This window comes from Flavobacterium omnivorum (assembly GCF_900099915.1).
In the GTDB taxonomy this organism is placed as follows: domain Bacteria; phylum Bacteroidota; class Bacteroidia; order Flavobacteriales; family Flavobacteriaceae; genus Flavobacterium; species Flavobacterium omnivorum.
Map to the genome: position 1 here is coordinate 61,973 of NZ_FNDB01000006.1, position 26,653 is coordinate 88,625.

Sequence of the window (26,653 nt, forward strand, 5' to 3'; positions counted from 1 at the left end):
GATAGTTGCAAAGCTTTTGCGACGGCTTTATAAAGGCACTCTTAATATTTTGTATTTATAAACACATTTTTGGCCAATATTAATGTTGTTCGCAAAAATTTTTGCGAAAATATTCTATTCCTTTGCAAAGCTTTTGCAAATAGCTTTGTAAAATAAATAACTCAAAATTAGATCTAGTGTTTTACAAAATACCAATTGCAAAAGTTTTATATTCCTTAAAAATCAAGTTCAAGGAAATTAAAAATTTCTTTGATTTTTCTTACTGGAATAATCTTTTCTTTAAAGTCGGTTTCAGCATGAAACTGTAAATATTCCTTAAAAAAAACTTCACCTCTAAATGATGCTTCTTCAATAGTTAATTGATTGAAAATACTTTTATTCAAATCTGTATCAAAAGCATTTTCCAAATCTGTATTAGTCGGCACTTCTTTCTTGATGTTTGTTTTAAATCGTTTATCAAACTCTATTGCTCCAGTTATAAAATCTGAAGGATCCTTTTTCTCAATCATCGCAATTAGATCTGCTTTCAATTGGTTTTGAACGGTACTATTTTCAGAAATATTTAAATCTGATTTTTGTCTTGCCAAATCACAAATAATCAAGAATAATTGTTGCGCAATTTGTCTATTATTTATCAACCGGTTAAACTCTTTTAACTCTCGTTCATACTTTTTAACTCCTTTCTGAATAAATGCGTTTTGCTGTTGAGGCTTTAACGATAATGATTTAAGAAATAACCCCTTTATCATTCTATCATAAAAAGGTTCATTCTTAACTGGTTTTCGTCTTTGTCTCAACAACCCTGTACACAACAAATTGAATTTTGTAATAATTGCATAATTCAATAAATTATTACGTCTATGTCCTTTAATTATGACTTGATCCAAATAACCGTAATCATCATTTATGATTCTTTCCTGCATTAAGCAAAATAGGTCATAATAATTATTAGTAGTATTTACAATCTTTTCCGCTTCATTCCTTGCCAACAAAAAATCAAGTGTTTTCTTAAACACCATTAATTCAATAGTTCCATAATTTCTTTCTTTAATCGTAACCAAACAAGGTGAGTTTTCAAATTTAATAACCCTTAAGGACAAAGCTTTCACATTAAAAACATACTGACTATTTGCTCTAATATGTTGTAAAATGAGATATATGACTTCGGGTTTAGTTTGTTTTTTATTCAAAAACTTCAACGAACTTAACATTGTTTTTATTCTAAGAAGAAACGTGCTGTAATCCGCATTAAAATCATTTATATTAAAAACTGCATTAATATATTGATACATTTCTTTATAGAATATAAAACCATTTGCCACACCCTTAACTTCGGGTTTACTAGCTTCATGCGTCATAACCAAATTCAATCCCTTTGGAATACTGCTAACATATGCATACCTTAAACGTTTGTCAGACAAACTAAAACTTTCTCTATAAACGGGTCGATTTAGTTCCTTACACCCGAAATCACAATTTGGATTCACTTTAAAAATCTGCGGCTTTATTTTATTGTCAATAAACAACACTGCATCATGCAAACGTCCGCAACGCTTCAAATCATTAATAAAAATAAAATGCTCAATTGCCGCTCTTTCATACTCCGTCATAAACGAATAAAATTTTCTTTTCGGATTGTGTGTCAAAGTCAAAAGATGCTCACATTCAGTTCGAGTATATCCACAATCTACAAAGAATGCTTTAGTTTCTTCTTTGCTTTTGTACTTTCCGCTATTACAGACAGAAACAAATAATATTTTTGCTTTTCCCCTAGTTATTCCTTCAGACAACATCAAATTATTATAAATATGATCTTTTAATTTTGCGCCAGTTTCAATATCTAAAAATGTAGGGAACGCACTTTTTATATCACATTCAATAATTTTAAATGGCGCCAAACTCCTTAATTGTCGTGATGTTTTCGTGATTGGATTAAATTCTCTATTATCACTCTGTGAAACAATAAAATGTGATACTGGCAATTGCAGTTCCTTACATACTAGAAATAAAATCCCATAATACCACTGACTAACTAATGTAAAGCCATTAATAGGTAAGTTTTTGATCTTTGCTTTATCTATAGTATTGTACCTCTTATCTAGATAATCTTGATCGAAATTATATTGCTCAATTGGTAACTTTTCGCCTGTTGCTAAATAGTGATTTACATAGTCAATATGCTGATGGTGTCCAAAATACTCTGAATTAAAATACCAAGCACTCTGAATAATTAACCAACAATGTCTGAATAAGGATGCATCGTTTAATTTATAAAATTTTACATCAATTTCGTGAATTGCGGTGTATGATGTTAGGTTGTTTGCATCTAAAAAACCTTTTACCATTTCTACTGAATAGTAACTATCCTTTATTTTATCCCTGAAAATATCTGAGTAAAAATAAGCCAATGCCAAACGTACTATTTGTGAAAAGTTTTCGCCCGTTCCCATATCTCCTTTAATACCGTTTAAAGCTTTTTTAAAGTCGCTTTCGATAGTAACTGAAATACGATTTTGTATATCGGTTTTTAAATTAGAATTATTATCGAAATCTAATTTAGTCCATTCAGGTATGTAGTTTTTTGGCAGGGCTATTGGTGTAGCCGAATTCAAAACCGTTAATGATTAATTGGTCTAACGGCTTCCAAAACTTCATCCCGTTTGTAATATACGCGATTACCCAAGCCATAACTTTTCAGTTTACCACTCTTGGTATGCTTCCAGAGGGATGTCCTTTTACAAGATAAAAGTTTACATACTTCTTCCGGTGTAAGTAAATCATTTGGTAATTGTGATTGTCCCGCTGGTTGAAGATTTAATTTTGGAGCGAGTGCTTCGGCTAACTGTTCAAGTGTAATGCCGTTTAAGAAAATTTGATTCATTGTGAATTCATTTTAAATGAATTACAATGATATCTTGTCACTTACGGAGGCTACAATGGATCAAAATGGTATTTTTATGGTATAAAAATGGTATGTATGGTATATTGAATTATTTTAACTCTTTTTATTTCGAAAACTACTTTCAAGTGTGTTCAAAATAGACTTTTCATCGTCATGATATCGCTCCGATTTAGCAAATTTCTTTATTTCAATTTTAAATTTTGTTTTTATTATTTCCTTAAAATCAAGTTGCTTTATGTTGAAAATGTACAACTCCTTATTAGCATCATTTTTTAAATAGTGAAGTATGTTCACAAATTTTACGCTCGTTTTTTCATCAGGTCTATAATATTGGATTAAAAAATCGAATAGTTCATTTGCCTTTTCGTTTGATGATTGCCCTAAATAATCATAAGTAGTTGTTGAATCGTTTAAATCTATTTCTTCTGAGTCAAAAACTTCTAGTTGTACATTTTTAACTATAATTTCTAATGGTTTTGGATATAATTTTGCATGCAATATCTTAAAATTCGGATAGTCCTCCAAAGCTAAATTCCCGTAAACTTTAATTTCAAACTTATCAAATTCGTTTAACTCATAAACCATTGCATGAAGTCTTTCATGATTTGAAAATAATCTTAGGATTTGCCGAACGGCTTCTATTAATGCAACTTCTTTAATAAATTGATGATATGTATAATTGGCTGGAAGGTCCGCCGTATTAATTTTATCAAATTCAATTTTTATTTCATTTTTATAAATCTCTTGTACTTCATCAATGAAATAAATACTTCCACGTTTACCAAAAATCCGATATGCACATTCTAAATTTTCATTAGCGTATAAGTTATGCTTTTTAACAAAATCATTACTTAAATAATGGACCACCTCATTATATGAATTCCCAAACGTTTTTTTTTGGCTGTGTCTTTTGACTAAAAAATTTTTAATCAAAAATTCTACTTTAGAATAATATTTAAAATAATATCCCTCATATATACTCTCGTAATTCATTGTTGTATTGTTAATTTGCATAATAAATCAGTCCTTTAATTTGAGCTTTCAGTTACGGGTTTAAGTTTACTAAAATATTCTAACATTTGATACGCATTATCATAAGTAGATTTCCCGATATATGATAAAAACATTTTCTCGGTGCTATGAGCAGTTATATTCATCAAAACTGATGTTGGAATTTTTCCATAAAAATTAGTTGCAAAAGACCGTCTGCAAACATGAGAACTTATAACTTGCCATTTTTTATAATGTCCAGATGTTAAGGTTCTTTTATCATCGATACGCATCTTGCCTTTTACAATTGTATCAATTTCTGCAATTTCGCAAATATCTTTACTGTATTTATTGAAATGTTCTAAACTAATTTTATAAGGCAATCCGTCTTCAATGATTTCGAGTGCTTCAGGCAATAAGGGAATTGCAACTAGTTTACCAGTTTTTTGTTGCTTTAATTCTATTATTTTAAAACCTTTTATATCTTTTAGATTTTTCACGGTTATATTCAACAAATCCCCAGCTCTTTGCCCAATAAGACAACCAAGTAAAAGCCATTTCCGTGCGTTAATATGTGATTCACGTTTTAAGGTTGAATCTTTAATAAGCAACTGTTCAGCTTCAGTCAATACAATGATCTCATCAGGATCTTTGAGTTCTTTAATCGCTTTTATTTGTTTAAACTGTGGATGTATGGGAATACCGCTTAATGAGGCCTTATTAACAACTGCTCTTAATATTGAAATGTAAGTACCAACATAATTTATGGAACGTCCTTTACTCTTGTGATACTTTTTAAAAGCATCAATAAAATTTAAATCAATATTCCTAATCAGAACCTGCTTTCCATTCAAAGCATCGTTTTCATAGTTAACTATAAACTTTTTAAGATTGTCTAAGTTTTTTATCGAACCGCCCGTTAAATTATCGCCTTTATCAATGTACGCATCTATGGAGTTGGTTAATATATCCAAGTCAATAACAATAATTTTATTATTGAATAAATCAATTTGAAGCTGTAACCAGTCAGCGGTAAATTCTATTCCTGCGCTTATTCCATTATTATAAGCATCGTTAATGAAGACCGCTAATTTGTCTAGCTTGGATTTAATCGCTTTTAATTCTTCATTTCTCTGAATCGGTAGTGCTTTATCTTCACTCCAATCTTTTGGATTAATAACAAAACCTGTCTTACGTTTCCAAACTAAGTTTCTGTTTATTGAATAACGAACGTAAATATTTGAATTATCATTTTTACTTTGAAGTAAGTATTTTACTGTGGCCATTATTTTGCTTATTTGAATCATTCAAATATAAACAAAAATTAATTCTAGACAACCATTAGTCAACCAACTGCGAAAAAGAATAAAAACAAATAAACATGAATCATTCAAAAACCCAGTAAAATAAGGGGTTTATTGTTTTTCATGTTCATCTGTTTTCGTGTTTTTACATATTTCTTCTATATTGCCCACCTACTTCAAATAAAGCCGAAGTGATTTGCCCCAAAGAACAAACCTTAGTTGCTTCCATTAAATGTTCAAATAAATTTTCATTTTTAATGGCAGCCTCTTGAAGCGTATTTAAATGTTCATTTACCAAATCCTGATTTGCCTGATGTAAATGACTCAACATATCAATTTGATATTGTTTTTCTTCTTCTGTTGCACGAATTACCTCGGCTGGAATAACAGTTGGCGAACCTTTAGAGCTCAAGAATGTATTGACACCAATAATTGGGAATTCACCTGAATGTTTCAAGGTTTCATAATACAAGCTTTCTTCTTGAATTTTACTTCTTTGATACATCGTTTCCATCGCACCAAGTACTCCGCCTCGTTCGGTTATTCGGTCGAATTCTAGTAAAACTGCAGCTTCGACCAAGTCTGTTAATTCTTCGATGATAAATGCACCTTGAATTGGATTTTCATTTTTGGCTAGACCTAATTCTTTATTGATAATCAGCTGAATCGCCATAGCACGACGAACAGATTCTTCGGTCGGTGTCGTAATTGCTTCATCATACGCATTAGTATGCAATGAATTACAATTATCGTAAATAGCATATAAGGCTTGCAATGTGGTACGAATATCGTTGAAGTCGATTTCCTGTGCGTGCAAGGAACGTCCTGATGTTTGAATGTGGTATTTCAACATTTGCGCTCTTTCGTTAGCGCCATATTTATTCTTCATGGCTTTCGCCCAAATTTTACGTGCTACACGTCCAATAACTGCATATTCTGGATCAACACCATTCGAGAAAAAGAACGATAAATTAGGTCCAAAATCATTGATGTTCATTCCACGACTCAAATAATATTCCACGTAAGTAAATCCATTTGAAAGTGTGAAAGCCAATTGCGTGATTGGATTTGCTCCTGCCTCAGCGATGTGATAACCAGAAATAGAAACCGAATAGAAGTTTCTAACATTCTTGGTAATGAAATATTCCTGAACGTCACCCATTAAGCGCAACGCAAATTCAGTAGAAAAAATACAGGTATTTTGTGCCTGATCTTCTTTCAAAATATCCGCTTGAACGGTTCCACGAACTTGTGATAAGGTTCTTGCTTTTATTTCATTATAGATTTCTAAAGGTAATACCTGATCTCCGGTAACGCCTAAAAGCAATAATCCCAATCCATTATTTCCTTCTGGCAAATCGCCTTGATAATGTGGTCTTTCGACTCCTTTTCCTTTATATATTTTATTTATTTTAGACTCTATTTCTTTTTCAAGATGCTGTTCTTTAATATAAAACTCACATTGTTGATCAATCGCCGCATTCATGAAAAAGCCTAATAACATAGGCGCAGGTCCATTAATAGTCATACTAACCGAGGTCATAGCATGCACTAAATCGAAACCAGAATACAATTTTTTTGCATCGTCTAGACAACATATAGAAACTCCTGCATTACCAATTTTTCCATAAATATCAGGACGTACATGTGGATCGTTTCCGTATAAAGTTACGCTATCAAAAGCCGTTGACAATCGTTTTGCAGGCAATCCTGCACTCACATAATGAAAGCGCTTGTTCGTTCTTTCTGGTCCACCTTCTCCTGCAAACATACGAGAAGGATCTTCTCCTTCACGTTTAAAAGGATACAAACCTGCCGTAAAAGGAAATTCTCCAGGAACGTTTTCCTGCAAACACCAACGTAAAATATCACCCCAAGCTTTATACTTTGGTAATGCTATTTTCGGAATTTGAGAATGCGAAAGCGACTCTGTATGCGTCGCCATTTTTATTTCTCTATCGCGAACTTTGAACGTGTAAACTGGATTTTTGTACTTATTTACTTTTTCGTCCCAAGTCAAAATAATTTCCCAATTGTAGGGATCTAAATCCATCTTTACGTTATCGAATTGATTTAGTAAAAGATTGAGGAATATTCTATTTTCGGCTGCACCTGATTTTTCAGATTCTAAAGCGGTTGGTAAAATTGAATCGTCATCAATCCCAGTTTTATTGATTAAAGGTACTTTCCCCGAGACAGTTTCTAATGTTTTGAAAATCCCATATAATTTCTGAGCCACTTGTTCTTGACTTACCGCAGTAACATCATATTTTCGGTTGCTTTCGGCAATTTCAGACAAATAACGTGTTCTATGTGGTGGAATGACAAAAATTTTCTCGCTCATTTCACGAGTGATTTTAAAAGTCGATTTCAAATCTGAATCAGTTTTTTCAACAATCTTATCCATGATCGATTTATACAACGTATTCATTCCCGGATCATTAAATTGAGAGGCAATAGTCCCGAAAACTGGCATGTCATCTGGACTTGCATCCCATAAATTATGATTGCGCTGGTATTGTTTTTTGACATCACGAACGGCATCTAATGCACCACGTTTATCGAATTTATTTAAAGCGACCAAATCAGCAAAATCTAACATATCGATTTTTTCCAATTGAGTTGCTGCTCCAAATTCTGGTGTCATTACATACAAAGAAACATCAGAATGATCCATAATTTCGGTATCAGATTGACCAATTCCAGAAGTTTCAAGAATTATAATATCATATTTTGCAGCTTTTAACACTTGAATCGCTTCGGCAACATATTTAGATAAAGCTAAATTTGATTGACGAGTTGCCAACGACCGCATATAAACTCTAGGATTATTGATAGCATTCATTCGAATTCTATCTCCCAATAATGCTCCTCCTGTTTTACGTTTTGAAGGATCGACAGATATTAAACCAATGGTTTTTTCTGGAAAATCGATTAAGAAACGACGTACTAACTCATCTACTAATGATGATTTTCCTGAACCACCTGTTCCTGTAATTCCTAAAACTGGAATTTTTGAGGTTTCGTTATTTTTATGAATAGTTTCAAAAACTGGTTTTGCTATTTCAGGAAAGTTTTCTGCAGCAGAAATTAATCGAGCAATTGCTGTTGGATTTTTTTCTTCAATACGGGATAATTCTCCGTTTAGTTTGTCTCCAATAGGATAATCCGATTGTTGCACTAAATCATTTATCATCCCCTGCAATCCCATGGCTCGACCATCATCTGGAGCATAAATACGGGTAATCCCGTACGCTTGTAATTCTGCTATTTCTGTAGGTAAAATTACGCCGCCACCGCCTCCAAATATTTTAATTTGTCCCGCTCCCTTTTCTTGAAGCAAGTCGTACATATATTTAAAATATTCGTTGTGTCCACCTTGGTAAGAAGTTATTGCAATGGCATTTGCATCTTCTTGAATTGCAGTATTAACTACTTCTTCAACGCTACGGTCGTGACCTAAATGAATTACCTCAACACCTGTAGATTGAATAATCCTACGCATAATGTTGATTGCGGCATCATGACCGTCAAAAAGTGCAGCTGCTGTAACAATTCTTACTTTATTGTTAGGGATATACGGTTTTTGTTGTTCCATTTTTATTTAAATGTCGATTTTAGGACTGCAATTTACGAAAATAATAAAAATTAATTGTTGAAAATTTCAATTTTAAGACTGTATTTTTTGAATTTTATAACAGGCAACATAAATTATTTCTAATTTTTTTCAGCCCACTGGTTGCATCTGGTAGTCTGTTGCAATAAATCATATTATTTATCTGTACAACAGTTTAATTCCTCTTTTTAATTTAACACATAAATTAGATTTTTAATTTATTACTTGTTCAAATAGTCCTCAACTTTTTACCAATAGAAAAGGCGAGTTGGTAGCTATTTATAGTACGCCAGCGAAGTGCTTTAATTTAAAAAAACAACAAGGAAGTATTTCACGTAGCTCATTCTCATCCAATTCAAATTGGTATTCTTTAGAAAAAATAAGAGCAATAAGGTAAAAGAGAAATTTACGCACATTTTAAATATTTTTTTGTAATTTTAATACAGATTGTGTAATTCCAGATAGGGTAGCAATAATAGTTACCTTGAAAAGTTATGCAGTTGGAAATAAACTAATAATTGAAGTTAACAGGACTAATTTCTACAAAGTAATTTTTTATTTCTCAATTTAACTGATCCTATTTATCTAAGGAGTTATTTAGCTTAAGCGCAATTATCATTGGAACTGGAGCACACTCATTCATACTTCAAGAAAGAAAATCCGATGATTAAATTTCATCACAATAGTTTTCTTTTAGATCAATTTAGAAATACAGGCTCACTAGAATTAAAAACTAATACGACTTTTCGTTACTTAAATACACAACGCTGAACTATTTCACTTTAAAAATGAATCTATGCGAGTTCCTGTTATTCGAAAAAATATAAAATTTTTGCCTGATTGCAGTAGAGTCGTTGCCAGGTATTTTATGAATGGTGATTCTAGAACTCAAAAAATGGTAAGCCATATTATAGTTTTGAGCGAAAAACAAGTTCAAGAAACATTAGAGCATATATTGCGTCAGTTTGCTAGAAGACATCGAAACATTTCACAAACATTTTTTAGGCATTGCGAAAAAATTAGAGGTTTGATTGAGGCAATGCAAATTAATTATGACCAGTTATCCGATGAGCGAAAAATGCTTATTGGCTCCTATTGTACAATGGAGTATTCAATAGAATCTGCCGCCTTTTTTAATCCTTCTATGGTTGAAGATTTTGACCAATCCGATCTTCAAAATGGAGAAAAACGAATTATTATATCGTTTCGTGCCACAGGAGAAGGACATATTTCCTCCATTGTTTTTAGAAGAGGAATTCTTGATAAAAATAATGATCTCCAAGTGATGAAAATTGGAAATAACATTGACAAAGCAGAGGTAGTCCATAAAACCTTATATAGCAAAGAGCGATTTCTCGTTAAATTAGCAGAAATGCATACGTCAGATCAATATTCTGCCCAAATCATGGGAGAGTTACCGGATCAATTCGAGTATTTTGCCTTAAAAAACATACTCAATAAAGCCTTAAGCGATCAAAGAATCCTCCAAGAGAGAAGAACTGCACTCGAAGAAGTACTCTGGTTGGCGGATTCATTTTATGATTTACAATTCAAACATGATTCTGATATTACAGAACGTGTTATATTTCCAATATCAGATTCTGAAAGTCGCGGCATTGAAGATGCCCGTTTTGTGCGCTTTCTCGATGACGATGGGTCAGATAGAATAATTGCTACTTATACCGCTTACAACGGTCATGCAATATTACCAAAACTTATTTCTACGAAAGACTTTTACAACTTTCGCGTTGTACCTCTGTATGGAGCCGGTGCTCAAAATAAAAATCTAGCACTTTTTCCCAGAAAAATTAAGGGAAAGTATGCTATGCTTTCCCGGATTGATGGCGTTAATAATTACATCATGTATTCAGATCGCCGAACACAATGGGACAATCCAATTATTCTTCAAGAACCTCGTTTTTCTTGGGAATTTACCCAAATTGGTAATTGCGGATCACCACTTTGGACTAAAGAGGGCTGGTTAGTAATTACGCACGGCGTAGGTGCTATGAGACGGTATTGCTTAGGCGCTTCGTTGCTTGATCTTGAAGACCCTTCCAAGGAAATTGGAAGATTAAAAGAGCCCTTATTAGCACCACTCGAAGGGGAACGAGAAGGATATGTACCCAATGTAGTCTATTCTTGTGGTTCGATTATTCATAATAACAGTCTTATACTTCCCTATGCAGTGTCCGATTATTCATCTACTTACGGCGTGGTAGACCTGGAAGAATTACTAGATGCATTGAAGAAAAGCAAATAATAAAAATCCACTTTTTTGAAAAATTCTTGTTTTAAAAATTAGGACACCATCTACTTTCAATAATCTAAGCGGTTCATTTTTACTGTTTTTTTAAACTCTTTATCAATTAAATCCCCGATTATTCTTGAATAGCAATAAAATAGTTGCTACAAACAATAGCACGCAATGCCTTCTATTTTTGCTCCGATCTTTTGACAACGTAAAAAAAATCACTACTGAAAAACTTTTAGCTAAAAATGATTGTAGCGCTGCTATTTCCATCTATCTCATCCTCCCTTCCAGCCTTTCTTTTTGATCCTTATTTAAAAAATAGAGCGTGAAGACTAGATGGGTTTATAATAGGAATAAATCACTAGCAGGAAACCACTATTGTTCTCTAAAACAAGGCATTTGCGCTCTTTTGAGTCTTTTAAAAAACGGCTTACTATTTTCTTGCGGAATATTTTTACTACTAAAAGGCATAGTGTTTGCTTATCTTTGAAAAAACGAATTAAATATTAAACTTATGAAAAAAATTGTACTGCTTTTAACTGCCTTTTCCTTATTTGGATGTGCTGAAATGCAACAAGTTTTAAATCAATTTCCACAAACGCCAGGAATTGGTGGTATTGATATTGCTGGCGGACTAAAAGAAGCGCTGAATAATGGAATTTCAAAACAAGTGACAAAATTGACCGCTACTGATGGTTTTTATAGAAATGAAGCGGTAAAAATTTTGCTGCCGGAAGAATTGAGAAAAGTAGATGCTGGATTGCGAAGAATAGGACTAAGTTCGTTAGCTGACGAAGGATTGAAAGTATTGAATCGTGCCGCGGAAGACGCAGTTAAAGAAGCGACACCAATATTTGTTGATGCGGTCCGCAACATGACTTTTTACGATGCCAAAACAATTTTGATGGGTAATGAAAGTGCTGCTACTTCTTATTTACAAAATAGTACGTCGACTGCTTTGTACGGAAAATTTAGTCCTGTGATTAAAAATTCTTTTACAAAAGTGGGAGCCGATAAAGTTTGGACAAACATCATTACGAAATACAACAGTATTCCATTAGTGAATAAAGTGAACCCTGACTTAACTGATTACGTTACCAATCAAGCATTGAATGGTGTATTTAAAATGGTTGCCGTGGAAGAAAAAAACATCAGAACGACTTTGAGTGCGAGAACCTCTATCTTATTGCAAAAAGTTTTTGCTTTGCAGGATAAAAACTAGCTAGCAAGCATTTCTATTTTTAGAACATTAAACCGCTAAATTCAATTTTTTTATAGAAAATATAAGGTTATTTTTGATAAATAGTATTGATAAACGCAAGGCCCTAGCCCTGATAGAAGCGATATCCTTTCCTTATCTCTTTTTTTGGAAAGAGATAAGGAAAGATTTAGCGGATAGCAGGAAACAGCTCCTAAAATACATCAGGATAAAAACTAAAAATAGTAATATGCAAAAAATTACAATCCTAATTCATTGCCAAGATCAAAAAGCAATTATTGCCTCGGTTACCAATTACATTGCTTCGATTGAAGGAAATATTATTTATTTAGACCAACATGTAGATGCAGACGAGAATGTTTTTTTTATGCGTTTAGAATGCGAGTTCAGCGCCCAAAACTGGGATATGGACACCATAAAAAAGGACTTTCAGACTCATTTAGCTGCGCCGTTTAAGATGTCTTGGGAAATTTACACGCAGGAATACAAACCTAAAATGGCTTTATTTGTTTCTAAATACGATCATTGTTTGTATGATATTTTAGGACGCTACAGCGCTGGTGAATTACAGCTTGAAATCCCACTTATAATTAGTAATCACGAAGATTTAAGAGCCGTGGCGGAACGTTTTTCGATTCCGTTTCATTATGTTCCTTTTAGCAAAGAAATTAAGATGGAAGGCGAACGGAAACAAATGGATTTACTAAAAGAATACAAGGTTGATTTTATTGTTTTGGCGCGGTACATGCAAATTATAACTCCCGGATTAATTTCCCTTTATAAAAACAAAATCATCAACATTCATCATTCTTTTCTTCCCGCCTTTCCAGGAGCAAAACCGTATCATTCCGCTTTTAAACGGGGTGTAAAAATAATTGGTGCCACAAGTCATTACGTGACCGAAGGATTAGATGAAGGTCCCATTATCGAACAGGATATTTCGAGAGTTTCGCACAGTCATTCTATAGAAGATTTTATTATAAAAGGACGAGATCTAGAACGCATGGTTTTGGCTAGAGCAATAAAGTTGCATGCAGAACGAAAAACTATGGTTTATAACAACAAAACGGTCGTATTTTCATAGGCAATAGAAACGGTTTGTGCGACATTCAGATTTTGCATCGCAGTTTTCTCTATTGGAGTTATTTATGCAAATTATTAAATTCAATGCTGACGGTTAAAAGTTAACTTATGTCCAACAAAGTAATAACAAAATCTTAACAGCACAAGGTCCGCTTAAGTGTGATCTTTGCAGAGTAATAAACTGGTTATTTATTATTTTGGTTTTGGTTAGTTAAAGAATTGCCTGCATGTATAATGCGGGCATTTTTTTATTTGGCAGTTTTTATAAAAGAAAGAACAGCGTCATTGAAAGCAATAGGTTGCTCTACATTAACTACATGCCCACAATTTTCTATTACAAAGAGTTTTGACGATTTATAATGATTCTCCACTACTGTCCTAACGGATGGTAAAAACATATAATCTTCTTCACCCATCACGTACAGCGTAGGTATATTCAATTCAACTTGTCGGAACCACTTTAGGACGGGATTTATTTCAGCGGTTAGTTTAAACCATTTAATAAATTCTTTTTGGTATAATTTTTTAGCCTCATTGATAAAAAGTACGCGAGATTGCTTGTGACTTTTTTTTGGCATAATTACAAAAGCAAAAAACTTATATAAAACCAAATACGGCAAAACGTATTTAAACATATTCCCCAACCGCATTAATACTTGAGAGCGGAAATTCATTTTTAAGATTGCTCCACCTAGAATCATACTCTGAACCCGTTCTGGATACATTTCGGCCAACTGTCTTATCAAAATAGTCCCTAATGAAATGCCAACAAAATGCGATTTTTTAATTTTCAGAAAGTCTAAGACTTCCAGAATGTCATTGGCCAAAGCCGAAAAAGTATATTTCTGTTTGAATGCTGCTTTTAAAGTAGGTTTTGATTCCCCGTGACCTCGCAAATCCAATAACAATACATTATATTGTTTTTTAAAATCACGTATTTGTTTGAACCAAATAGAAGAACTTCCACCGGCACCATGAACAAAAGTTACCCATTGATCGCTGTTTTTATTTTCGTAAATGGTATAATTGATCACTTGCTTTTTTTTGTAAAAATAGGTCTTTAATTTTAAATCCCAATCTTAACAAAAAATAATGCTCGATTTATAATTGTATGCCGTAAATTTGCACCCATGAAAGGAATATTGAAAGAGAAAAGTGAAATAGAAAAGCTTAAAAAAGAATACCAAATGTTCTCTGAGTTGAATTTCAACTTCGAAAAAGACGCAGAGCAGTCAAGCATTACAAAAGAAGAATTGATTTTAGAAGAATGCGAATTATAATTTTTCGTGCATTTTTTTAAAATAATCAAACGCTTTTAGCAGCCTACTTCCATACCAAGAAAACATCTCGCCATCAACAAATACTGTTTTGGCGTGATGCGTGTGTCTTCCAATCTCAAAGGCATCTTCCTCTGCAAAAGGATAGGGCTCTGAGGAAAGGAATACCAAATCGGGATCGCCTTCTAAACGCATTTTTTTGAGTTCGATTTCAGGGTAACGTCCTTTGTTTTGGTATATATTTTCAAAATGATTTAGTTTCAATAACTCATTAATAAAATTATCCGAACCAGCTACCATAAAAGGTTTTTTCCAAATGAAATAGGCTACTTTCTTAATTTCTTTGTCTTGGATATAATTTTTAAAATCGGTCAAGGCAAATGCTAATTTATCATTCCATTTTTGCGATTCGGTTCTACAATTGAATAGCTGACCAAAGTCGGTTATCATCTGAAAATTATCTTCAATAGTTGCGATATTAGTCACCCAAACTGGGCAAATTTTTCGCAACTGCTCCACCATTTCCAATGTATTTTCCTCCTTATTACAAATGATAATATCCGGCTGTAGCAATCTGATTTTCTCAAAATGTACTTTTTTGGTTCCACCAACACTTTTCTTAGTTGATTTAAAATGATACGGATGCACACAGAATTTAGTAATTCCGATGATTTTATCCTCAAGACCTAAATCATATAATAATTCCGTTTGTGAAGGAACAAGTGAAATGATCCGGCTAGGCGAAGTTTCAAAAGTATGTGTTGTTCCGATTTGATCGATAAGTGTTTTTTGTTTCAAGTTGAAAGTTTAAAGTGTTAAAGCATCAATTGACCGCTTTTTTACCATTAAAAAATTAAGAAAAATTTAGTTTTACAAATAAGAACATTCTGAAAAAATAAATTGTTAAACATAATAGTCATTTAAGTTTTTAATTCACAATTAATTTATGCAGTCAAATAGTTCATTTAAGAAAGTCATAGCTTTATAAAGAACGCTTTTAACTTATATGCCTTCTTAAGTACTATTTAGCAAGCTAACAATCTTGCACTTACATGACTTATATGTTTCATAATTAAAGGCTGTATGCTTTATGTTTTGGTTACAACCTGAAACGTTAAACTTTAAAATTCAAATTCATTATTTCTTCCATTTCCTGTTGCATTTTAAACGCTTCGGCTCTTGCTTTTTGAGCAAAATCAGTTCCATTTGAAGCATAAATAATTGCTCTGGAGGAATTTACAAGCAAACCTACATTTGCATTCATTCCATATTTACAAACTTCAGCCAAGCTTCCGCCTTGAGCGCCCACACCAGGAACCAGCAAGAAACTAAGTGGAACTATTTTCCGAATTTCGGTGAAATATTCGGCTTTAGTAGCACCAACAACGTACATCAAGTTTTTACTATTTTTCCAAGATTTAGACGTCTCCAAAACTTGTTTGTACAATTCTTTTCCTCCCGCTACTTCTGGATTCGTAATTAAGGTCTGAAAATCAAAAGCGCCTTCGTTTGACGTCAAAGCCAACATGATGGTATGTTTATTTTTGAATGCTAAAAAGGGTTCCACCGAATCTTTTCCCATGTAAGGAGCAACAGTTACGCTGTCAAAATTCAAATCTTCAAAAAAAGCTTTGGCGTACATCGAAGATGTATTTCCAATATCTCCTCTTTTTGCATCAGCAATTGTGAAAATTTCAGGATAATTTTCGTTCAGATAATTAATTGTTTTTTGGAGTGACATCCAGCCTTTTATCCCATAAGCCTCATAAAAAGCAGTATTGGGTTTATAAGAAACCGCCACGTCATGAGTGGCGTCAATTATGGCTTTGTTGAATTCAAAAATAGGATCTTCAAGTGCTAATAAATGGCTTGGAATTTTTTCTAAATCAACATCTAGTCCTATAGTTAGAAATGATTTCTTGATTTTGATTTGGTCAATTAATTGCTGTGTTGTCATTTTTATGTAGTTATGCGACAAAATTACAAACATACAATTGATAACAGTTATGATAATACAATAAAATTTGAATATTTATAGTATGAAATCGTACTATAAATATCCTGTATTGTATGTCAAAAAAAAACAATAGTAATCTTCCGTCTACAAATGAACCCCGAAAAAAGAATTATAAAAAAGAGAAAGCCAAACTGAAAAATTAGTGTTTTATTCTGCATTAAACCACCAGCGACTTCGCAATTCTCGCATTCAATTCGGATTCAAAGAAGAAATTAAAAACTGCTGTCGGTGTTAAAATAATTATAAAATTAACGATTGTAGAGTCTTTAGAATACATGTTAATCTATTAAATTTTAAAAATATAGGCTATAAAAAAAACTCTTACAAGCTTAAAAATCAAAAGATATCATTTCGGAAGGGCTTGAAAATATGTTAAAAGTTCTTAGCTTTACGACGTCAATCAATAAAAATATTTTTTCATAACACTAATTGAAGTGCATTTAAAAAATACATTTTTATATCTTTACTATTAAACAAAAGTCTTATGAAGGTGTATTTAAAGTTTGATTATACTCAACTGACAAAAAAAATTGTTGAGGAAAAGTTATCCGAATTAGGATATAAATATAATAGTATCGGGTTTGGTGAATTTAATTTTTTAGAAAAAGTACCTTCAAAAAAAATAGAAGAAATAACTGGAATTTTTAGAGAATACGGAATCGAAATAGTTGAAAATCAGAAAAGTGTTCTAGTTCAGAAAATAAAAGATGCTATTGTTGAAATGGTCAATAGTGACATTCCTTTAAATATAAAAAGTTCAGTTTTTATTGCAGAAAAATTGAACCTGAGTTACGCCTATTTGTCTAATGTATTTTCAGAAGTCACCTATACTTCTATAGAAAATTTTATTATTATTCAAAAAATAGAATTAGCGAAACAATTGATGATCAACACGCCACTTAATTTGACTGAAATTTCTATTCAATTGAATTATTCCAGTGTTGCACATTTGAGCACGCAATTCAAGCATACAACTGGAATGACGCCTTCTGCTTTCCAGCGCATTATTTCCAAAAGAAGAGAATTATCCCATAAAAACAACACTTAAACCACTAGTATATGACTACTGATTTTATAAATATTTGCCTTGCAGACGATGACGAAGATGACAGATTGTTTTTTAAGGATGCATTTGATGAATTAAAAATAAACACCAAAGTAAGTACCTTCAACGATGGTGTTGAGTTAATGGATTTCCTGAACCATGAAGATTCTGTTTTGCCACACGTATTGTTTCTGGATTTGAACATGCCCAAAAAGAATGGCGTTGAATGTTTATTGGAAATAAAAAAAAATGAAAGACTCAACAATATAGCAATTGCCATCTATTCAACCTCATCATCGGAGGAACATATAGAAGAGACTTTTATAAACGGAGCCAATATCTACATTAAAAAGCCGAGCGATTTTGAGAATTTAAAAAAAATACTTTCAGAAGTAGTAACCATAAATTGGCAATACCACACTTCTGGTTTAAACAAAGATAATTTTTTAATGAGATTGTAAAATGAAATACGTTCCACTTCATAAATCACCGCTGTTTTTAAAAATAATTTTTATCGTTTCGGTAGCAATTATTTTTTTTATTGGCGGAATTACGTTTAAGCATATTACGGTTTTAAAAAAATCGTCGGATTACGTTAATAACAGTTATGAAGTAAATATTGAACTTGAGCGCCTAATTTCGTATATTAAAGATGCCGAAACTGGGCAAAGAGGTTATATACTAAGTAAAGATAAAATTTTTCTTAAACCGTATTACAATTCCAAAACCTTGGTCAAAAAATCTTTTAAAAGAGTTTCTGCACTGACGGCAAATAGTAGAACACAACAAAGCAATTTGAAAAAACTGCTGTACTTCATCAATAAAAAGCAAAACGGCCTTTCTAAAACACTGTATCTTCATGAATTGGGAATCAACAACGAAGAAACATTTAAAAGTAATTTAATTGTAGGTAGGCAAACAATGGATTCTATTCGGCTTAAAATAGAAGACATGATTAATACGCAGAAAAACTTGTTACAAAACAGGCAACAGGATTATAAAGCAACGATGAATTACACACCTTTACTCATCTATTTAACCCTAATAGTTACCTTAATTTTAATTACGATTGCATTTATTAAAATGAATCGGGATTTAGTACTCTTAAGAAAAACAATTAATACGCTCTCTGTCGCAAACGAAGCCAATAATCTTGCTGAAATAGTAGGTGGTTTTGGAAGTTGGCAATTAAATTTAGAAACAAACCAGTATAAATTCTCTGATAACGAATACCGATTAATAGGTTGTGATCCTCAATCTTTTGAGGCTAGTAGAGCGACTTTTTTGAAATTTGTACATCCTGATGATTTAGAATTTGTAAAACAAAACACCAGTAACATATTAAATGACAACGACCTTCCTCCTTTTACGTATCGAATTATCAGAAAAGACAGTGAGATTCGCTATTTTAGAAGCTTAGGTCGCATTGTTAATATAGCTTCCGGAAACAAGACCTTTATAGGTACTACTAGTGATGTAACCGAAGAAGTTTATGCTAAAAACCTTGTCGAAGAGCGGAACAGAGAGTTAGAAAGTAGTAATAAAGAACTAACTGCTTTCAACTACATTGCAAGCCACGACTTACAAGAACCTTTGCGTAAAATTGAAATTTTTATGTCAAGATTAGTTAGTAAGGATTACGCCAATTTATCCGCAGCTGGGCAACAATATGTTGGGAGTATTCAATCCTCTGCAAACCGAATGCGGGTTCTTATTAAAGATTTATTGCATTTTTCAAGAATAAATAAAGCAGAAAAGATTTTTGAAGAAGCCGATTTAAATTATCTGCTTGAAACTGCAAAACACGAATTAGCACCCACCATTGAAGACAAAAAAGCACGTATTGAAAGTAATAAATTGCCAACTTTAAACGTAATCCCATTCCAAATTCAGCAATTATTCATCAATTTAATAAGCAACTCATTAAAATATAGTAAAGAAAATAGCAGTCCAATTATTGAAATTAATTGCGAAATGATTGATGCTAATGAAGTAGAAATATTACCTGACAACAACATCAAATACTATAAGATTACGTTTAAAGACAATGGAATTGGTTTTGAGCAAGAATATGCCACCAAGATTTTTATACTCTTTAATAGACTCCACAACAAAAACGAGTACCAAGGAACCGGGATTGGCTTGGCTATATGCCAAAAAATAGTAGAAAACCATAAGGGATTCATTGTTGCAAAAGGAGAACTTAATGTAGGTTCAACGTTTACCGTTTACCTCCCTACTGAATAAAAACATCCGTTTTTTAGGATCAAATTTCTGATCCGCTACTTCCTTCTTTTTTTAATATGCGAAACTTAGGATGCGGTCTTACGGCAGGCATTATACAACAATGAAAGGATTTCCTTTTGTTTCTAGTCACACAGTATTTATAAATTACGATCGACACTCCAAAAAATGATGCCCATCTTTAAATTCTGTAATATAATTCGAAATTGATGTAACAGAAAACCACTAAGAGCTTTGCACCTTTGTCAAATAAGAAAAAAGAGTACAACATCGTAAAAATGAAACGCAAAAGATATAGTAGAACCATTCCGTTTTAAAGTTCGCTGTCAAAAATTTACAGCACAAAATATTTTTTGGAATTCTACTCCTATTTATTTTCAGAATTATAAGCATGTAAACGTCCAACAAACGATAGGGAATCTAATTTACGAAAAACAATTCGGAACACCGCTATTACAGAAAAAGACCAATTACACTATGGTTTGAATCCCATGCTAGCGAAACCAAAAAGCGCACTTTGCTCTTCATTTTGAATGGAGTACGTTTCACTAACGAACTAAAAAATTACATATAACACTCAAAATTATTTTTTGAAATTTAAAGAAAACACAAATAAATCATGCACAATTTACTATACCTAATGGCCGCGGTCTTAGTACTCCTCTGGACAATAGGCTATTTTTATTATAACGCAAACAGCATCATTCACTTTTTATTAGTGATAGCCGTACTCGTCATTTTAGTGCCTGTCATAAAGGAATAAAACAGTAAAAAAATTAAAAAAACAAGAATGAAAGAGAGCAATTTAGCAATAACAATACTTGGTAGCATAGCAGTAGGAGCAATTTTAGGAGTATTTTTCGCCCCAGCAAAAGGTTGTAAAACAAGAAGAGTAATCCGTGACAAAAGCACTGCTATTAAAAACAACCTTTTGAATTCATCTGAAAAAATAGCGAATGTCATTTCTCCAATTATAAGCGACCTCAAAAATGAATCCCGACAAATTAGTAGAAACAGCAAAGGGATCAACAAAGATGCAAAAATCAATTTAAATAATTTAAAAGACATCAATGAGGCTACAATTTTTGAATAAAATCACTTTAAAAATTGCCCTTTTAATAGGATATAATGTCGCAATCTATATTAGATAGTAATCCAAACAAAAACAATATGAAAAACTCCTTCAACAGCAAAGTAATACTTGTGATAGCAGCTGTAGCATTAGGAATTACAACGACCAACGCACAAGAAGTGAAAAATTATGATCAAGGATTTCGTCTTGGATTTGGTATAAACGGAGGACTTCCACTTGACAGTCCTTATGACTACAATTTGGGTGCCGATGCAAGAATCCAATATGATTTATCCAAAAAATATTCCATAACAGCTACCACAGGATTTAGTAATATGTTTGTGTCTGGTAAGGACAATGATCTTGGTTACATCCCTGCAAAAGTTGGTTTCAAAGCATTTGTTCTAAAAGATCAGTTGTATTTAATGGGAGAAGCAGGCGCCGCTTTTGCTGTAACAAATGGATACAACAAAACTTCTTTATTATTGAGTCCAGCCATTGGATATGCCACTGATAAAATTGACATTAGCTTGAGATACGAACATTTCAATGACTTTCAAGTATTAAAAAATGAAGTACTTAAAGACGGTTTAGGCCAAATATCCTTGCGATTAGCCTACGGATTTAAATTATAACACAAATAATATGATAAAGTTCAAATACTTAGTAGGAATTCTTGTTATCGCCACTGCGCTTAATTCTTGTAAAAGCAATAAAGAAAAAAGAGCTGAAGTAGTTACAAATAATTATATTCGTTTTATTGATTCCGTTACAACCAACGGTACAATTGATGCGCTGACCAATTGGAATGCAATTCAGAAATGTTATGAGCAAAAATCAAACGAACTCAATCTTCAAATTGACATGCTGGAAGACAATACAATATTTGATGAAAAAATTAATGCTGCCACCTCAAAATATGAGACTTTCAGAAACCTAATTGTGGAAAAAAAATTGAAACCAGAGGCAGGCAGTTTTTAATCTAAAAAAAAGATTGCTTCTTAGAATTATATAAAAAAACCAGCGGAAAATTATTTTCGCTGGTTTTGTGTATTTATTAGATTCTATTTTACTTTTTAGAAAGCCTCACTCGCTTCTTTCAGTTTCTCCATATTGTTGACCAATTGAAGTTCATCAATCAATTTTTGAATTTTACCATTCATTACGCCGTCCATATCAAAAACATCCATTCCTACCCTATGATCAGTAACACGACCTTGAGCATAATTATAGGTACGAATTTTTGCTGAACGGTCACCAGAACTTACTTGTGAGGTACGTTTTGTTGCATCTTCGGCTTGCTTTTTAGCTAATTCTTGTTCGTACAAACGGGAACGCAAAACACCAAAAGCTTTGTCTTTATTTTTGTGTTGTGATTTCTGATCCTGACATTGTGCCACCAATCCGGTAGGAATGTGGGTCAAACGCACCGCCGATTTCGTAGTATTCACCGATTGTCCACCAGGTCCTGACGAACAGAAGAAATCCACACGAACATCGTTCATATCAATTTGAACATCGAATTCCTCCGCTTCCGGAAGCACCATAACTGTCGCTGCTGATGTGTGTACACGTCCTTGCGTTTCCGTTTGTGGTACCCGTTGCACACGGTGAACACCAGCCTCAAACTTCAAAGTTCCGTAAACATCTTCGCCCGTAACTTCAAAAATTACCTCTTTGAAACCACCCGAAGTACCTTCATTCATATCTACCACTGAAGTTCTCCAACCTCTGTTTTCACAATATTTGGTGTACATACGGAACAAATCTCCGGCAAAAATACTGGCTTCATCCCCACCGGTTCCGGCGCGAATCTCGACCATCACGTTCTTAGCATCTTCCTCGTCTTTCGGAATCAACATAAACTTGATTTCATCCTCTAGTTCCGGCAATCTTCCCTTGGCTTCGTCGAGTTGCATTTTGGCCATTTCGGTCATATCTGCATCACTGTTATCAGCAATTATTTCGTTTGCTTCTTCGATATTCGCCATCAAAATAACGTATTCATCGCGTTTTTCAGCCAAAGCTTTTAAACTTTTGTACTCTTGATTCAATTGCACATAACGCTTCTGATCCGAGATCACATCCGGCTGAATGATCAAATCCGAAATCTCATCGAAACGTTGTTTTACTATTTGAAGTCTATCTAACATTTTCTTAGTCCTTTATTTAGAATGCAAAATTACGAAAAAAGTATCCAGTTTGCAAGATTCGTTTTTGGTGTATTCTCTATCAACTGAAAACTTCCCGAAGACAAAGCCATCAGTAACACAAATAGTACTATTGTAGAAACTTTAAACAGTAAACTTTTAAACATTTAAACATTTAAAGTCTTTTTAGGAGCTATTTCCTGCTATGCGCTGCAATCTTTTTTTCGGCAAAAAAAGCCTTAAAAAAGGATTTTCACTGCTATCAGGGCTAGAGAATTTGAATAATTAAAGGTCGTTTGCGGTTTTCCGTAAAGTTCTTGAATGAAAAGGAATTAGTTTTGTTGAAGATGATTTTTTATAAGTTTTTTCAGATTTAAATTATATATTTGTGAAGGACTACTGACCTTTATAATTTTCAAATTATAGACGACACTTAAAATTGAGTGATATAAAAACATCAGACTTTTACTAAAAAATAGACTTATTTATGAAACTATTGACTTATTTATTTTGTCTTTTCGCATTACAAACCTTGTACTCTCAGCAAGTTTATAAATTTGATTGTGAAGTTATTTACCAATTCTATTATAAGCACAAAAACTTAAGAGATACTAGATCCTATCTAGTCAATTCCAAGGACAATAGCTATTATGCTCTAAAAATACCGGTAGGTAAAAGAAAGTACAGAATAAAACTAATGGATTATAATGGTTTAGTTGCAAATCAAGTTTTTAAGAAAGAAGAATTAGAAAAGCAAAGTGTGCTTATAGCGCTATTTAACGCCAACTCGTACATTAATCCGCACAAGTATCAGATTAACAATTATGATTTTCAAAAACAAAGTGACACCCTAGTTGATGGTAAGCTATTTAAAAAAATCAAATTAGAGACCACTAATGAAGAATTGAAGAAAAATAAAAACATTGGTCACAATTTATATATTGTGGACCAAAGTTTCAATTTTTTACCAACATTCGATTTTGCAACCGCTTATGAAATTTGGAAAGCTCGCAAAAATTTTCCAAATGGATTACTAACTCAATTTTATATGTACAACAGCAAGAACGAGGTTGTACATGAACTACAATTTAAAGAGATTGTATATCGGGACTTCAAAATTTCATATTTTAATTACACACCGCAAAAACCATAAAAAACAATTTAAAACATCGGCTTATTAGGATGATTGGTTTAAAAAAAAATTGAGAAAGACCAGCAATAAAAATAACTATATCCCAATCTCACAGTTATGCAAAAATGCGCTTTTTAAAAAATTTTGATTCCTGCTTAAATTGTATAAATTTACTCATCACATAACACGTTCCTATAATTAGCTTAATAAGGTCATTAGGCATTTTATGAAAACAAAAATTAGAATTGATTATGAAAAAAAAATTACTATTACTTTTACTTACTATCTTAACTTTTGATGCGTCGTCACAAATTTCCTTTGAAAAAGGATACTTTATTACAAATGATGGAGAAAAAATTGATTGTCTCATCAAAAATATCGATTGGAAAAACAATCCCGTGGATTTTGAATATCAGCTGGTACAAAACGGTACTTTGATAAATGAAAATATCAAATCCGTACAAGAATTTGGAATTTACAACAACTCAAAATACATTAGGAGGACCGTTAAAATAGATAAATCTGGAAATAATATTAACAATTTTAGCGATGACAAAAATCCAATATTTATTGAAGAACAACTTTTTTTAAAAGCATTAATTGAAGGCAAATCTAATTTATACCAATATGAAAATAAAAACTTACGACGATTCTTCTACAATAAAGATAATGGGATTATTGAACAGTTAGTTTTTAAAAATTTTAAGAATTATGAAAACAAAACAGGGGAAAACAATCAATTTAGACAGCAGTTATGGAATGATCTAAAATGTCCTAGTTTTACACTTAATAAAATGACAAATTTAAAGTACCAAAAAAATAGTCTAATTGCTTTTTTTACGGAGTACAATAAATGCAACAATTCAGAATTCATAAACTATGAAAATAAAGTTAAAAAAGATTTATTTAATTTATCCATTAGACCGCGGTTGAACAACTCCTCTTTCTTTGTAGAGGATCTTGTTTCTAATTCTCCTGATATAGATTTTGGAAATAAATTAGGATTTGGCCTTGGTATTGAAGCGGAATTTATACTACCCTTCAATAGGAATAAATGGGCTATAACGATTGAACCAACTTATCAGAATTTCAAATCCGAAAAAGAAGTTAATGGAAGCTTCTTTTCTAGTGGAGAACAAATTGTAACTGCTAACTATAATTACATTGAGATTCCAATAAGTGTAAGACATTACTTTTTTCTCAATAAAGATAGTAAGGTCTTTATCAATGCATCATACATAATCGCTATCAGTTCAAATTCATCATTAGAATTTACAAGTCCTCCCTATATCTTTTCAAAATCTGTAGAACTTATAACTCGACGCAATTTTGGTTTGGGTGTAGGATATAAATTTAAGAATAAATACAGCTTGGAAATGCGTTTACAAACTAGCAAAAACATTATGGCAAATTATAGTTATTGGGATTCAAATTATAAAACATCATCATTAATATTTGGATATACCCTGTTTTAAAAATTACCAGATCGCTCAGATAGACCTAATCCCCACTAGCACTAGCGTCCCGCTCGTGAACACAAACAAAAGCAAATACATTATAAATTGTAATTAGCACGAGCGGGACGCTCGCATTAGCCTTTGCGTAACAAGCTACAAAAGAAACACGAAGAATGAAATTCGACAGAAAAGATAAAATAGAGATTTTTGAAAATGCAATTAGTTGGATTGTAGTATTTGCACTGTTTGTTTATGGTGGAGGTAAAATAGTACAATTTGATGGAGCTTCTGAAATTAACAAAAGTGTTTCAGACTTGACTGGAATGGAATTGATGTGGGCTTTTTATGGTTACTCCAAATCATATGCATTAACTTTAGGACTTTTTGAAATAATTGGAGGAACATTAATTTTAATGAAAAGAACTAGAATTATTGGTTGTTTGTTTACATCCACTATACTTGTAAATGTGATTTTACAAGACATATATTTTGAAGTGCATCTTGGAGCTTTGAAAGCAGCGATTCTATACCAAGTATTACTTCTAATAATTTTGTGGTTAAATAAAGATAAAGTTATTCAAAGCATAAAGGCTTTAATCAATTTCAATACATCTCAACAACCAAAATATAAATTTATAATCAAATTAGGCATTGCTTTTGTTTGTTTTGTACTACTGAGAATAACAGAATACTATATAACCATTAAATTATAAAACCCAATCGCTCCGACATCCACAATCGTTAGCACAGTTTTGCAAACTGCGCCCACAAAGAGAAGCAAATAAAATAATAGCCAAACTGGATGGGATTGCTTCGTTCCTCGCAATGACACAACCCAGCTCTGCGAAGTGTAAACAAGACGAACGCTTAAATACAATTGGAATTGCGCCG

At 32.5% G+C, this 26,653-nt stretch carries 23 protein-coding genes; 14 read left to right on the forward strand and 9 right to left on the reverse strand.

Features of this window, described 5'->3' with window-relative positions:
• Positions 1-215 precede the first annotated feature (215 nt).
• From BLS90_RS08290 to BLS90_RS08310, 5 genes are all read right to left on the reverse strand, one after another.
• Positions 216-2,612: a hypothetical protein gene (locus BLS90_RS08290; RefSeq protein WP_091257199.1), complete on the reverse strand. Its 2,397-nt coding sequence runs from the start codon at positions 2,610-2,612 to the stop codon at positions 216-218.
• A gap of 5 nt (positions 2,613-2,617) precedes the next feature.
• Positions 2,618-2,881 (reverse strand): helix-turn-helix domain-containing protein, encoded by a 264-nt coding sequence (locus tag BLS90_RS08295; RefSeq protein WP_091257200.1) that lies wholly within the window; start codon positions 2,879-2,881, stop codon positions 2,618-2,620.
• Positions 2,882-2,995: 114 nt separating this feature from the next.
• Positions 2,996-3,895: a hypothetical protein gene (locus BLS90_RS08300; protein ID WP_139171399.1), complete on the reverse strand. Its 900-nt coding sequence runs from the start codon at positions 3,893-3,895 to the stop codon at positions 2,996-2,998.
• A gap of 35 nt (positions 3,896-3,930) precedes the next feature.
• Positions 3,931-5,178 (reverse strand): phage integrase SAM-like domain-containing protein, encoded by a 1,248-nt coding sequence (locus tag BLS90_RS08305; RefSeq protein ID WP_175455450.1) that lies wholly within the window; start codon positions 5,176-5,178, stop codon positions 3,931-3,933.
• A gap of 163 nt (positions 5,179-5,341) precedes the next feature.
• Positions 5,342-8,794, reverse strand: a complete 3,453-nt coding sequence (locus tag BLS90_RS08310) for a methylmalonyl-CoA mutase family protein (RefSeq protein WP_091257203.1) — start codon at positions 8,792-8,794, stop codon at positions 5,342-5,344.
• An 814-nt stretch (positions 8,795-9,608) separates the two neighbouring features.
• Between BLS90_RS08310 and BLS90_RS08315 the strand changes: the two genes are divergently transcribed.
• The 3 genes from BLS90_RS08315 to purU all read left to right on the forward strand — a co-directional run bounded on the left by BLS90_RS08315 (position 9,609) and on the right by purU (position 13,369).
• Positions 9,609-11,075 carry a glycoside hydrolase family 130 protein gene (locus tag BLS90_RS08315; RefSeq protein WP_091257204.1) on the forward strand — a complete coding sequence of 489 codons (1,467 nt, stop codon included), beginning with the start codon at positions 9,609-9,611 and terminating at the stop codon, positions 11,073-11,075.
• A 505-nt stretch (positions 11,076-11,580) separates the two neighbouring features.
• A complete protein-coding gene (locus BLS90_RS08320; RefSeq protein ID WP_091257205.1) occupies positions 11,581-12,288 on the forward strand; it encodes a DUF4197 domain-containing protein in 708 nt (235 codons plus the stop codon).
• 226 nt (positions 12,289-12,514) lie between these two features.
• Positions 12,515-13,369 (forward strand): formyltetrahydrofolate deformylase, encoded by an 855-nt coding sequence (gene purU, locus BLS90_RS08325; protein ID WP_091257277.1) that lies wholly within the window; start codon positions 12,515-12,517, stop codon positions 13,367-13,369.
• A 247-nt stretch (positions 13,370-13,616) separates the two neighbouring features.
• Here the strand turns inward: purU and BLS90_RS08330 are convergent, their stop codons facing one another.
• Positions 13,617-14,402 (reverse strand): alpha/beta fold hydrolase, encoded by a 786-nt coding sequence (locus tag BLS90_RS08330; protein ID WP_091257206.1) that lies wholly within the window; start codon positions 14,400-14,402, stop codon positions 13,617-13,619.
• Between the two features lie 96 nt (positions 14,403-14,498).
• Between BLS90_RS08330 and BLS90_RS16835 the strand changes: the two genes are divergently transcribed.
• Complete coding sequence (locus BLS90_RS16835) at positions 14,499-14,648, forward strand: hypothetical protein (protein ID WP_175455451.1); 150 nt, start codon at positions 14,499-14,501, stop codon at positions 14,646-14,648.
• On the opposite strand, the gene BLS90_RS08335 is transcribed toward BLS90_RS16835, so the two are convergent.
• The gene (locus BLS90_RS08335; RefSeq protein WP_175455452.1) at positions 14,643-15,443 is read right to left on the reverse strand and encodes an ABC transporter substrate-binding protein; all 801 of its coding nucleotides are present in this window, start codon (positions 15,441-15,443) and stop codon (positions 14,643-14,645) included. The two genes, BLS90_RS16835 and BLS90_RS08335, sit on opposite strands and share 6 nt — an antisense overlap.
• Positions 15,444-15,759: 316 nt before the next feature.
• The gene (pyrF, locus tag BLS90_RS08340) at positions 15,760-16,602 is read right to left on the reverse strand and encodes an orotidine-5'-phosphate decarboxylase (RefSeq protein ID WP_091257207.1); all 843 of its coding nucleotides are present in this window, start codon (positions 16,600-16,602) and stop codon (positions 15,760-15,762) included.
• 544 nt (positions 16,603-17,146) lie between these two features.
• Here pyrF and BLS90_RS08345 point away from each other — a divergent pair.
• The 7 genes from BLS90_RS08345 to BLS90_RS08370 all read left to right on the forward strand — a co-directional run bounded on the left by BLS90_RS08345 (position 17,147) and on the right by BLS90_RS08370 (position 22,004).
• Complete coding sequence (locus BLS90_RS08345; RefSeq protein ID WP_091257208.1) at positions 17,147-17,710, forward strand: helix-turn-helix domain-containing protein; 564 nt, start codon at positions 17,147-17,149, stop codon at positions 17,708-17,710.
• An 11-nt stretch (positions 17,711-17,721) separates the two neighbouring features.
• Positions 17,722-18,168 (forward strand): response regulator, encoded by a 447-nt coding sequence (locus BLS90_RS08350; RefSeq protein WP_091257209.1) that lies wholly within the window; start codon positions 17,722-17,724, stop codon positions 18,166-18,168.
• 1 nt (position 18,169) lies between these two features.
• Entirely contained in the window at positions 18,170-19,954 is a 1,785-nt protein-coding gene (locus BLS90_RS08355; protein WP_091257210.1) for a sensor histidine kinase, read from the forward strand.
• Between the two features lie 637 nt (positions 19,955-20,591).
• Entirely contained in the window at positions 20,592-20,714 is a 123-nt protein-coding gene (locus BLS90_RS16655) for a lmo0937 family membrane protein (RefSeq protein ID WP_245705072.1), read from the forward strand.
• A gap of 27 nt (positions 20,715-20,741) precedes the next feature.
• Positions 20,742-21,044, forward strand: coding sequence for a YtxH domain-containing protein (locus BLS90_RS08360; protein WP_091257211.1), 303 nt, complete (start codon positions 20,742-20,744; stop codon positions 21,042-21,044).
• A 35-nt stretch (positions 21,045-21,079) separates the two neighbouring features.
• Positions 21,080-21,658: a hypothetical protein gene (locus BLS90_RS08365; protein ID WP_245705067.1), complete on the forward strand. Its 579-nt coding sequence runs from the start codon at positions 21,080-21,082 to the stop codon at positions 21,656-21,658.
• 10 nt (positions 21,659-21,668) lie between these two features.
• Positions 21,669-22,004, forward strand: coding sequence for a hypothetical protein (locus BLS90_RS08370; RefSeq protein ID WP_091257212.1), 336 nt, complete (start codon positions 21,669-21,671; stop codon positions 22,002-22,004).
• Between the two features lie 95 nt (positions 22,005-22,099).
• Here BLS90_RS08370 and prfA read toward each other — a convergent pair whose 3' ends face one another.
• The gene (prfA, locus tag BLS90_RS08375) at positions 22,100-23,176 is read right to left on the reverse strand and encodes a peptide chain release factor 1 (protein WP_091257213.1); all 1,077 of its coding nucleotides are present in this window, start codon (positions 23,174-23,176) and stop codon (positions 22,100-22,102) included.
• 484 nt (positions 23,177-23,660) lie between these two features.
• Here prfA and BLS90_RS08380 point away from each other — a divergent pair, with 484 nt between their 5' ends.
• The 3 genes from BLS90_RS08380 (at position 23,661) to BLS90_RS08390 (ending at position 26,475) form a co-directional block, all read left to right on the forward strand.
• Positions 23,661-24,326, forward strand: coding sequence for a hypothetical protein (locus BLS90_RS08380; protein ID WP_091257214.1), 666 nt, complete (start codon positions 23,661-23,663; stop codon positions 24,324-24,326).
• A gap of 230 nt (positions 24,327-24,556) precedes the next feature.
• Complete coding sequence (locus tag BLS90_RS08385; RefSeq protein ID WP_091257215.1) at positions 24,557-25,780, forward strand: porin family protein; 1,224 nt, start codon at positions 24,557-24,559, stop codon at positions 25,778-25,780.
• A 155-nt stretch (positions 25,781-25,935) separates the two neighbouring features.
• Positions 25,936-26,475 (forward strand): hypothetical protein, encoded by a 540-nt coding sequence (locus BLS90_RS08390; RefSeq protein WP_091257216.1) that lies wholly within the window; start codon positions 25,936-25,938, stop codon positions 26,473-26,475.
• The last annotated feature ends 178 nt before the right edge of the window (positions 26,476-26,653 follow it).

Excerpts from the sequence above, each read along its gene's own strand:
- BLS90_RS08295 (WP_091257200.1), bottom strand. The coding sequence starts at position 2,881 with ATGAATCAAATTTTCTTAAACGGCATTACACTTGAACAGTTAGCCGAA.
- BLS90_RS08300 (WP_139171399.1), bottom strand. The coding sequence starts at position 3,895 with ATGAATTACGAGAGTATATATGAGGGATATTATTTTAAATATTATTCT.
- BLS90_RS08305 (WP_175455450.1), bottom strand. The coding sequence starts at position 5,178 with ATGGCCACAGTAAAATACTTACTTCAAAGTAAAAATGATAATTCAAAT.
- BLS90_RS08310 (WP_091257203.1), bottom strand. The coding sequence starts at position 8,794 with ATGGAACAACAAAAACCGTATATCCCTAACAATAAAGTAAGAATTGTT.
- BLS90_RS08315 (WP_091257204.1), top strand. The coding sequence starts at position 9,609 with ATGCGAGTTCCTGTTATTCGAAAAAATATAAAATTTTTGCCTGATTGC.
- BLS90_RS08320 (WP_091257205.1), top strand. The coding sequence starts at position 11,581 with ATGAAAAAAATTGTACTGCTTTTAACTGCCTTTTCCTTATTTGGATGT.
- purU (WP_091257277.1), top strand. The coding sequence starts at position 12,515 with ATGCAAAAAATTACAATCCTAATTCATTGCCAAGATCAAAAAGCAATT.
- BLS90_RS16835 (WP_175455451.1), top strand. The coding sequence starts at position 14,499 with ATGAAAGGAATATTGAAAGAGAAAAGTGAAATAGAAAAGCTTAAAAAA.
- pyrF (WP_091257207.1), bottom strand. The coding sequence starts at position 16,602 with ATGACAACACAGCAATTAATTGACCAAATCAAAATCAAGAAATCATTT.
- BLS90_RS08345 (WP_091257208.1), top strand. The coding sequence starts at position 17,147 with ATGAAGGTGTATTTAAAGTTTGATTATACTCAACTGACAAAAAAAATT.
- BLS90_RS08350 (WP_091257209.1), top strand. The coding sequence starts at position 17,722 with ATGACTACTGATTTTATAAATATTTGCCTTGCAGACGATGACGAAGAT.
- BLS90_RS08355 (WP_091257210.1), top strand. The coding sequence starts at position 18,170 with ATGAAATACGTTCCACTTCATAAATCACCGCTGTTTTTAAAAATAATT.
- BLS90_RS16655 (WP_245705072.1), top strand. The coding sequence starts at position 20,592 with ATGGCCGCGGTCTTAGTACTCCTCTGGACAATAGGCTATTTTTATTAT.
- BLS90_RS08360 (WP_091257211.1), top strand. The coding sequence starts at position 20,742 with ATGAAAGAGAGCAATTTAGCAATAACAATACTTGGTAGCATAGCAGTA.
- BLS90_RS08365 (WP_245705067.1), top strand. The coding sequence starts at position 21,080 with ATGTCGCAATCTATATTAGATAGTAATCCAAACAAAAACAATATGAAA.
- BLS90_RS08370 (WP_091257212.1), top strand. The coding sequence starts at position 21,669 with ATGATAAAGTTCAAATACTTAGTAGGAATTCTTGTTATCGCCACTGCG.
- prfA (WP_091257213.1), bottom strand. The coding sequence starts at position 23,176 with ATGTTAGATAGACTTCAAATAGTAAAACAACGTTTCGATGAGATTTCG.
- BLS90_RS08380 (WP_091257214.1), top strand. The coding sequence starts at position 23,661 with ATGAAACTATTGACTTATTTATTTTGTCTTTTCGCATTACAAACCTTG.
- BLS90_RS08385 (WP_091257215.1), top strand. The coding sequence starts at position 24,557 with ATGAAAAAAAAATTACTATTACTTTTACTTACTATCTTAACTTTTGAT.
- BLS90_RS08390 (WP_091257216.1), top strand. The coding sequence starts at position 25,936 with ATGAAATTCGACAGAAAAGATAAAATAGAGATTTTTGAAAATGCAATT.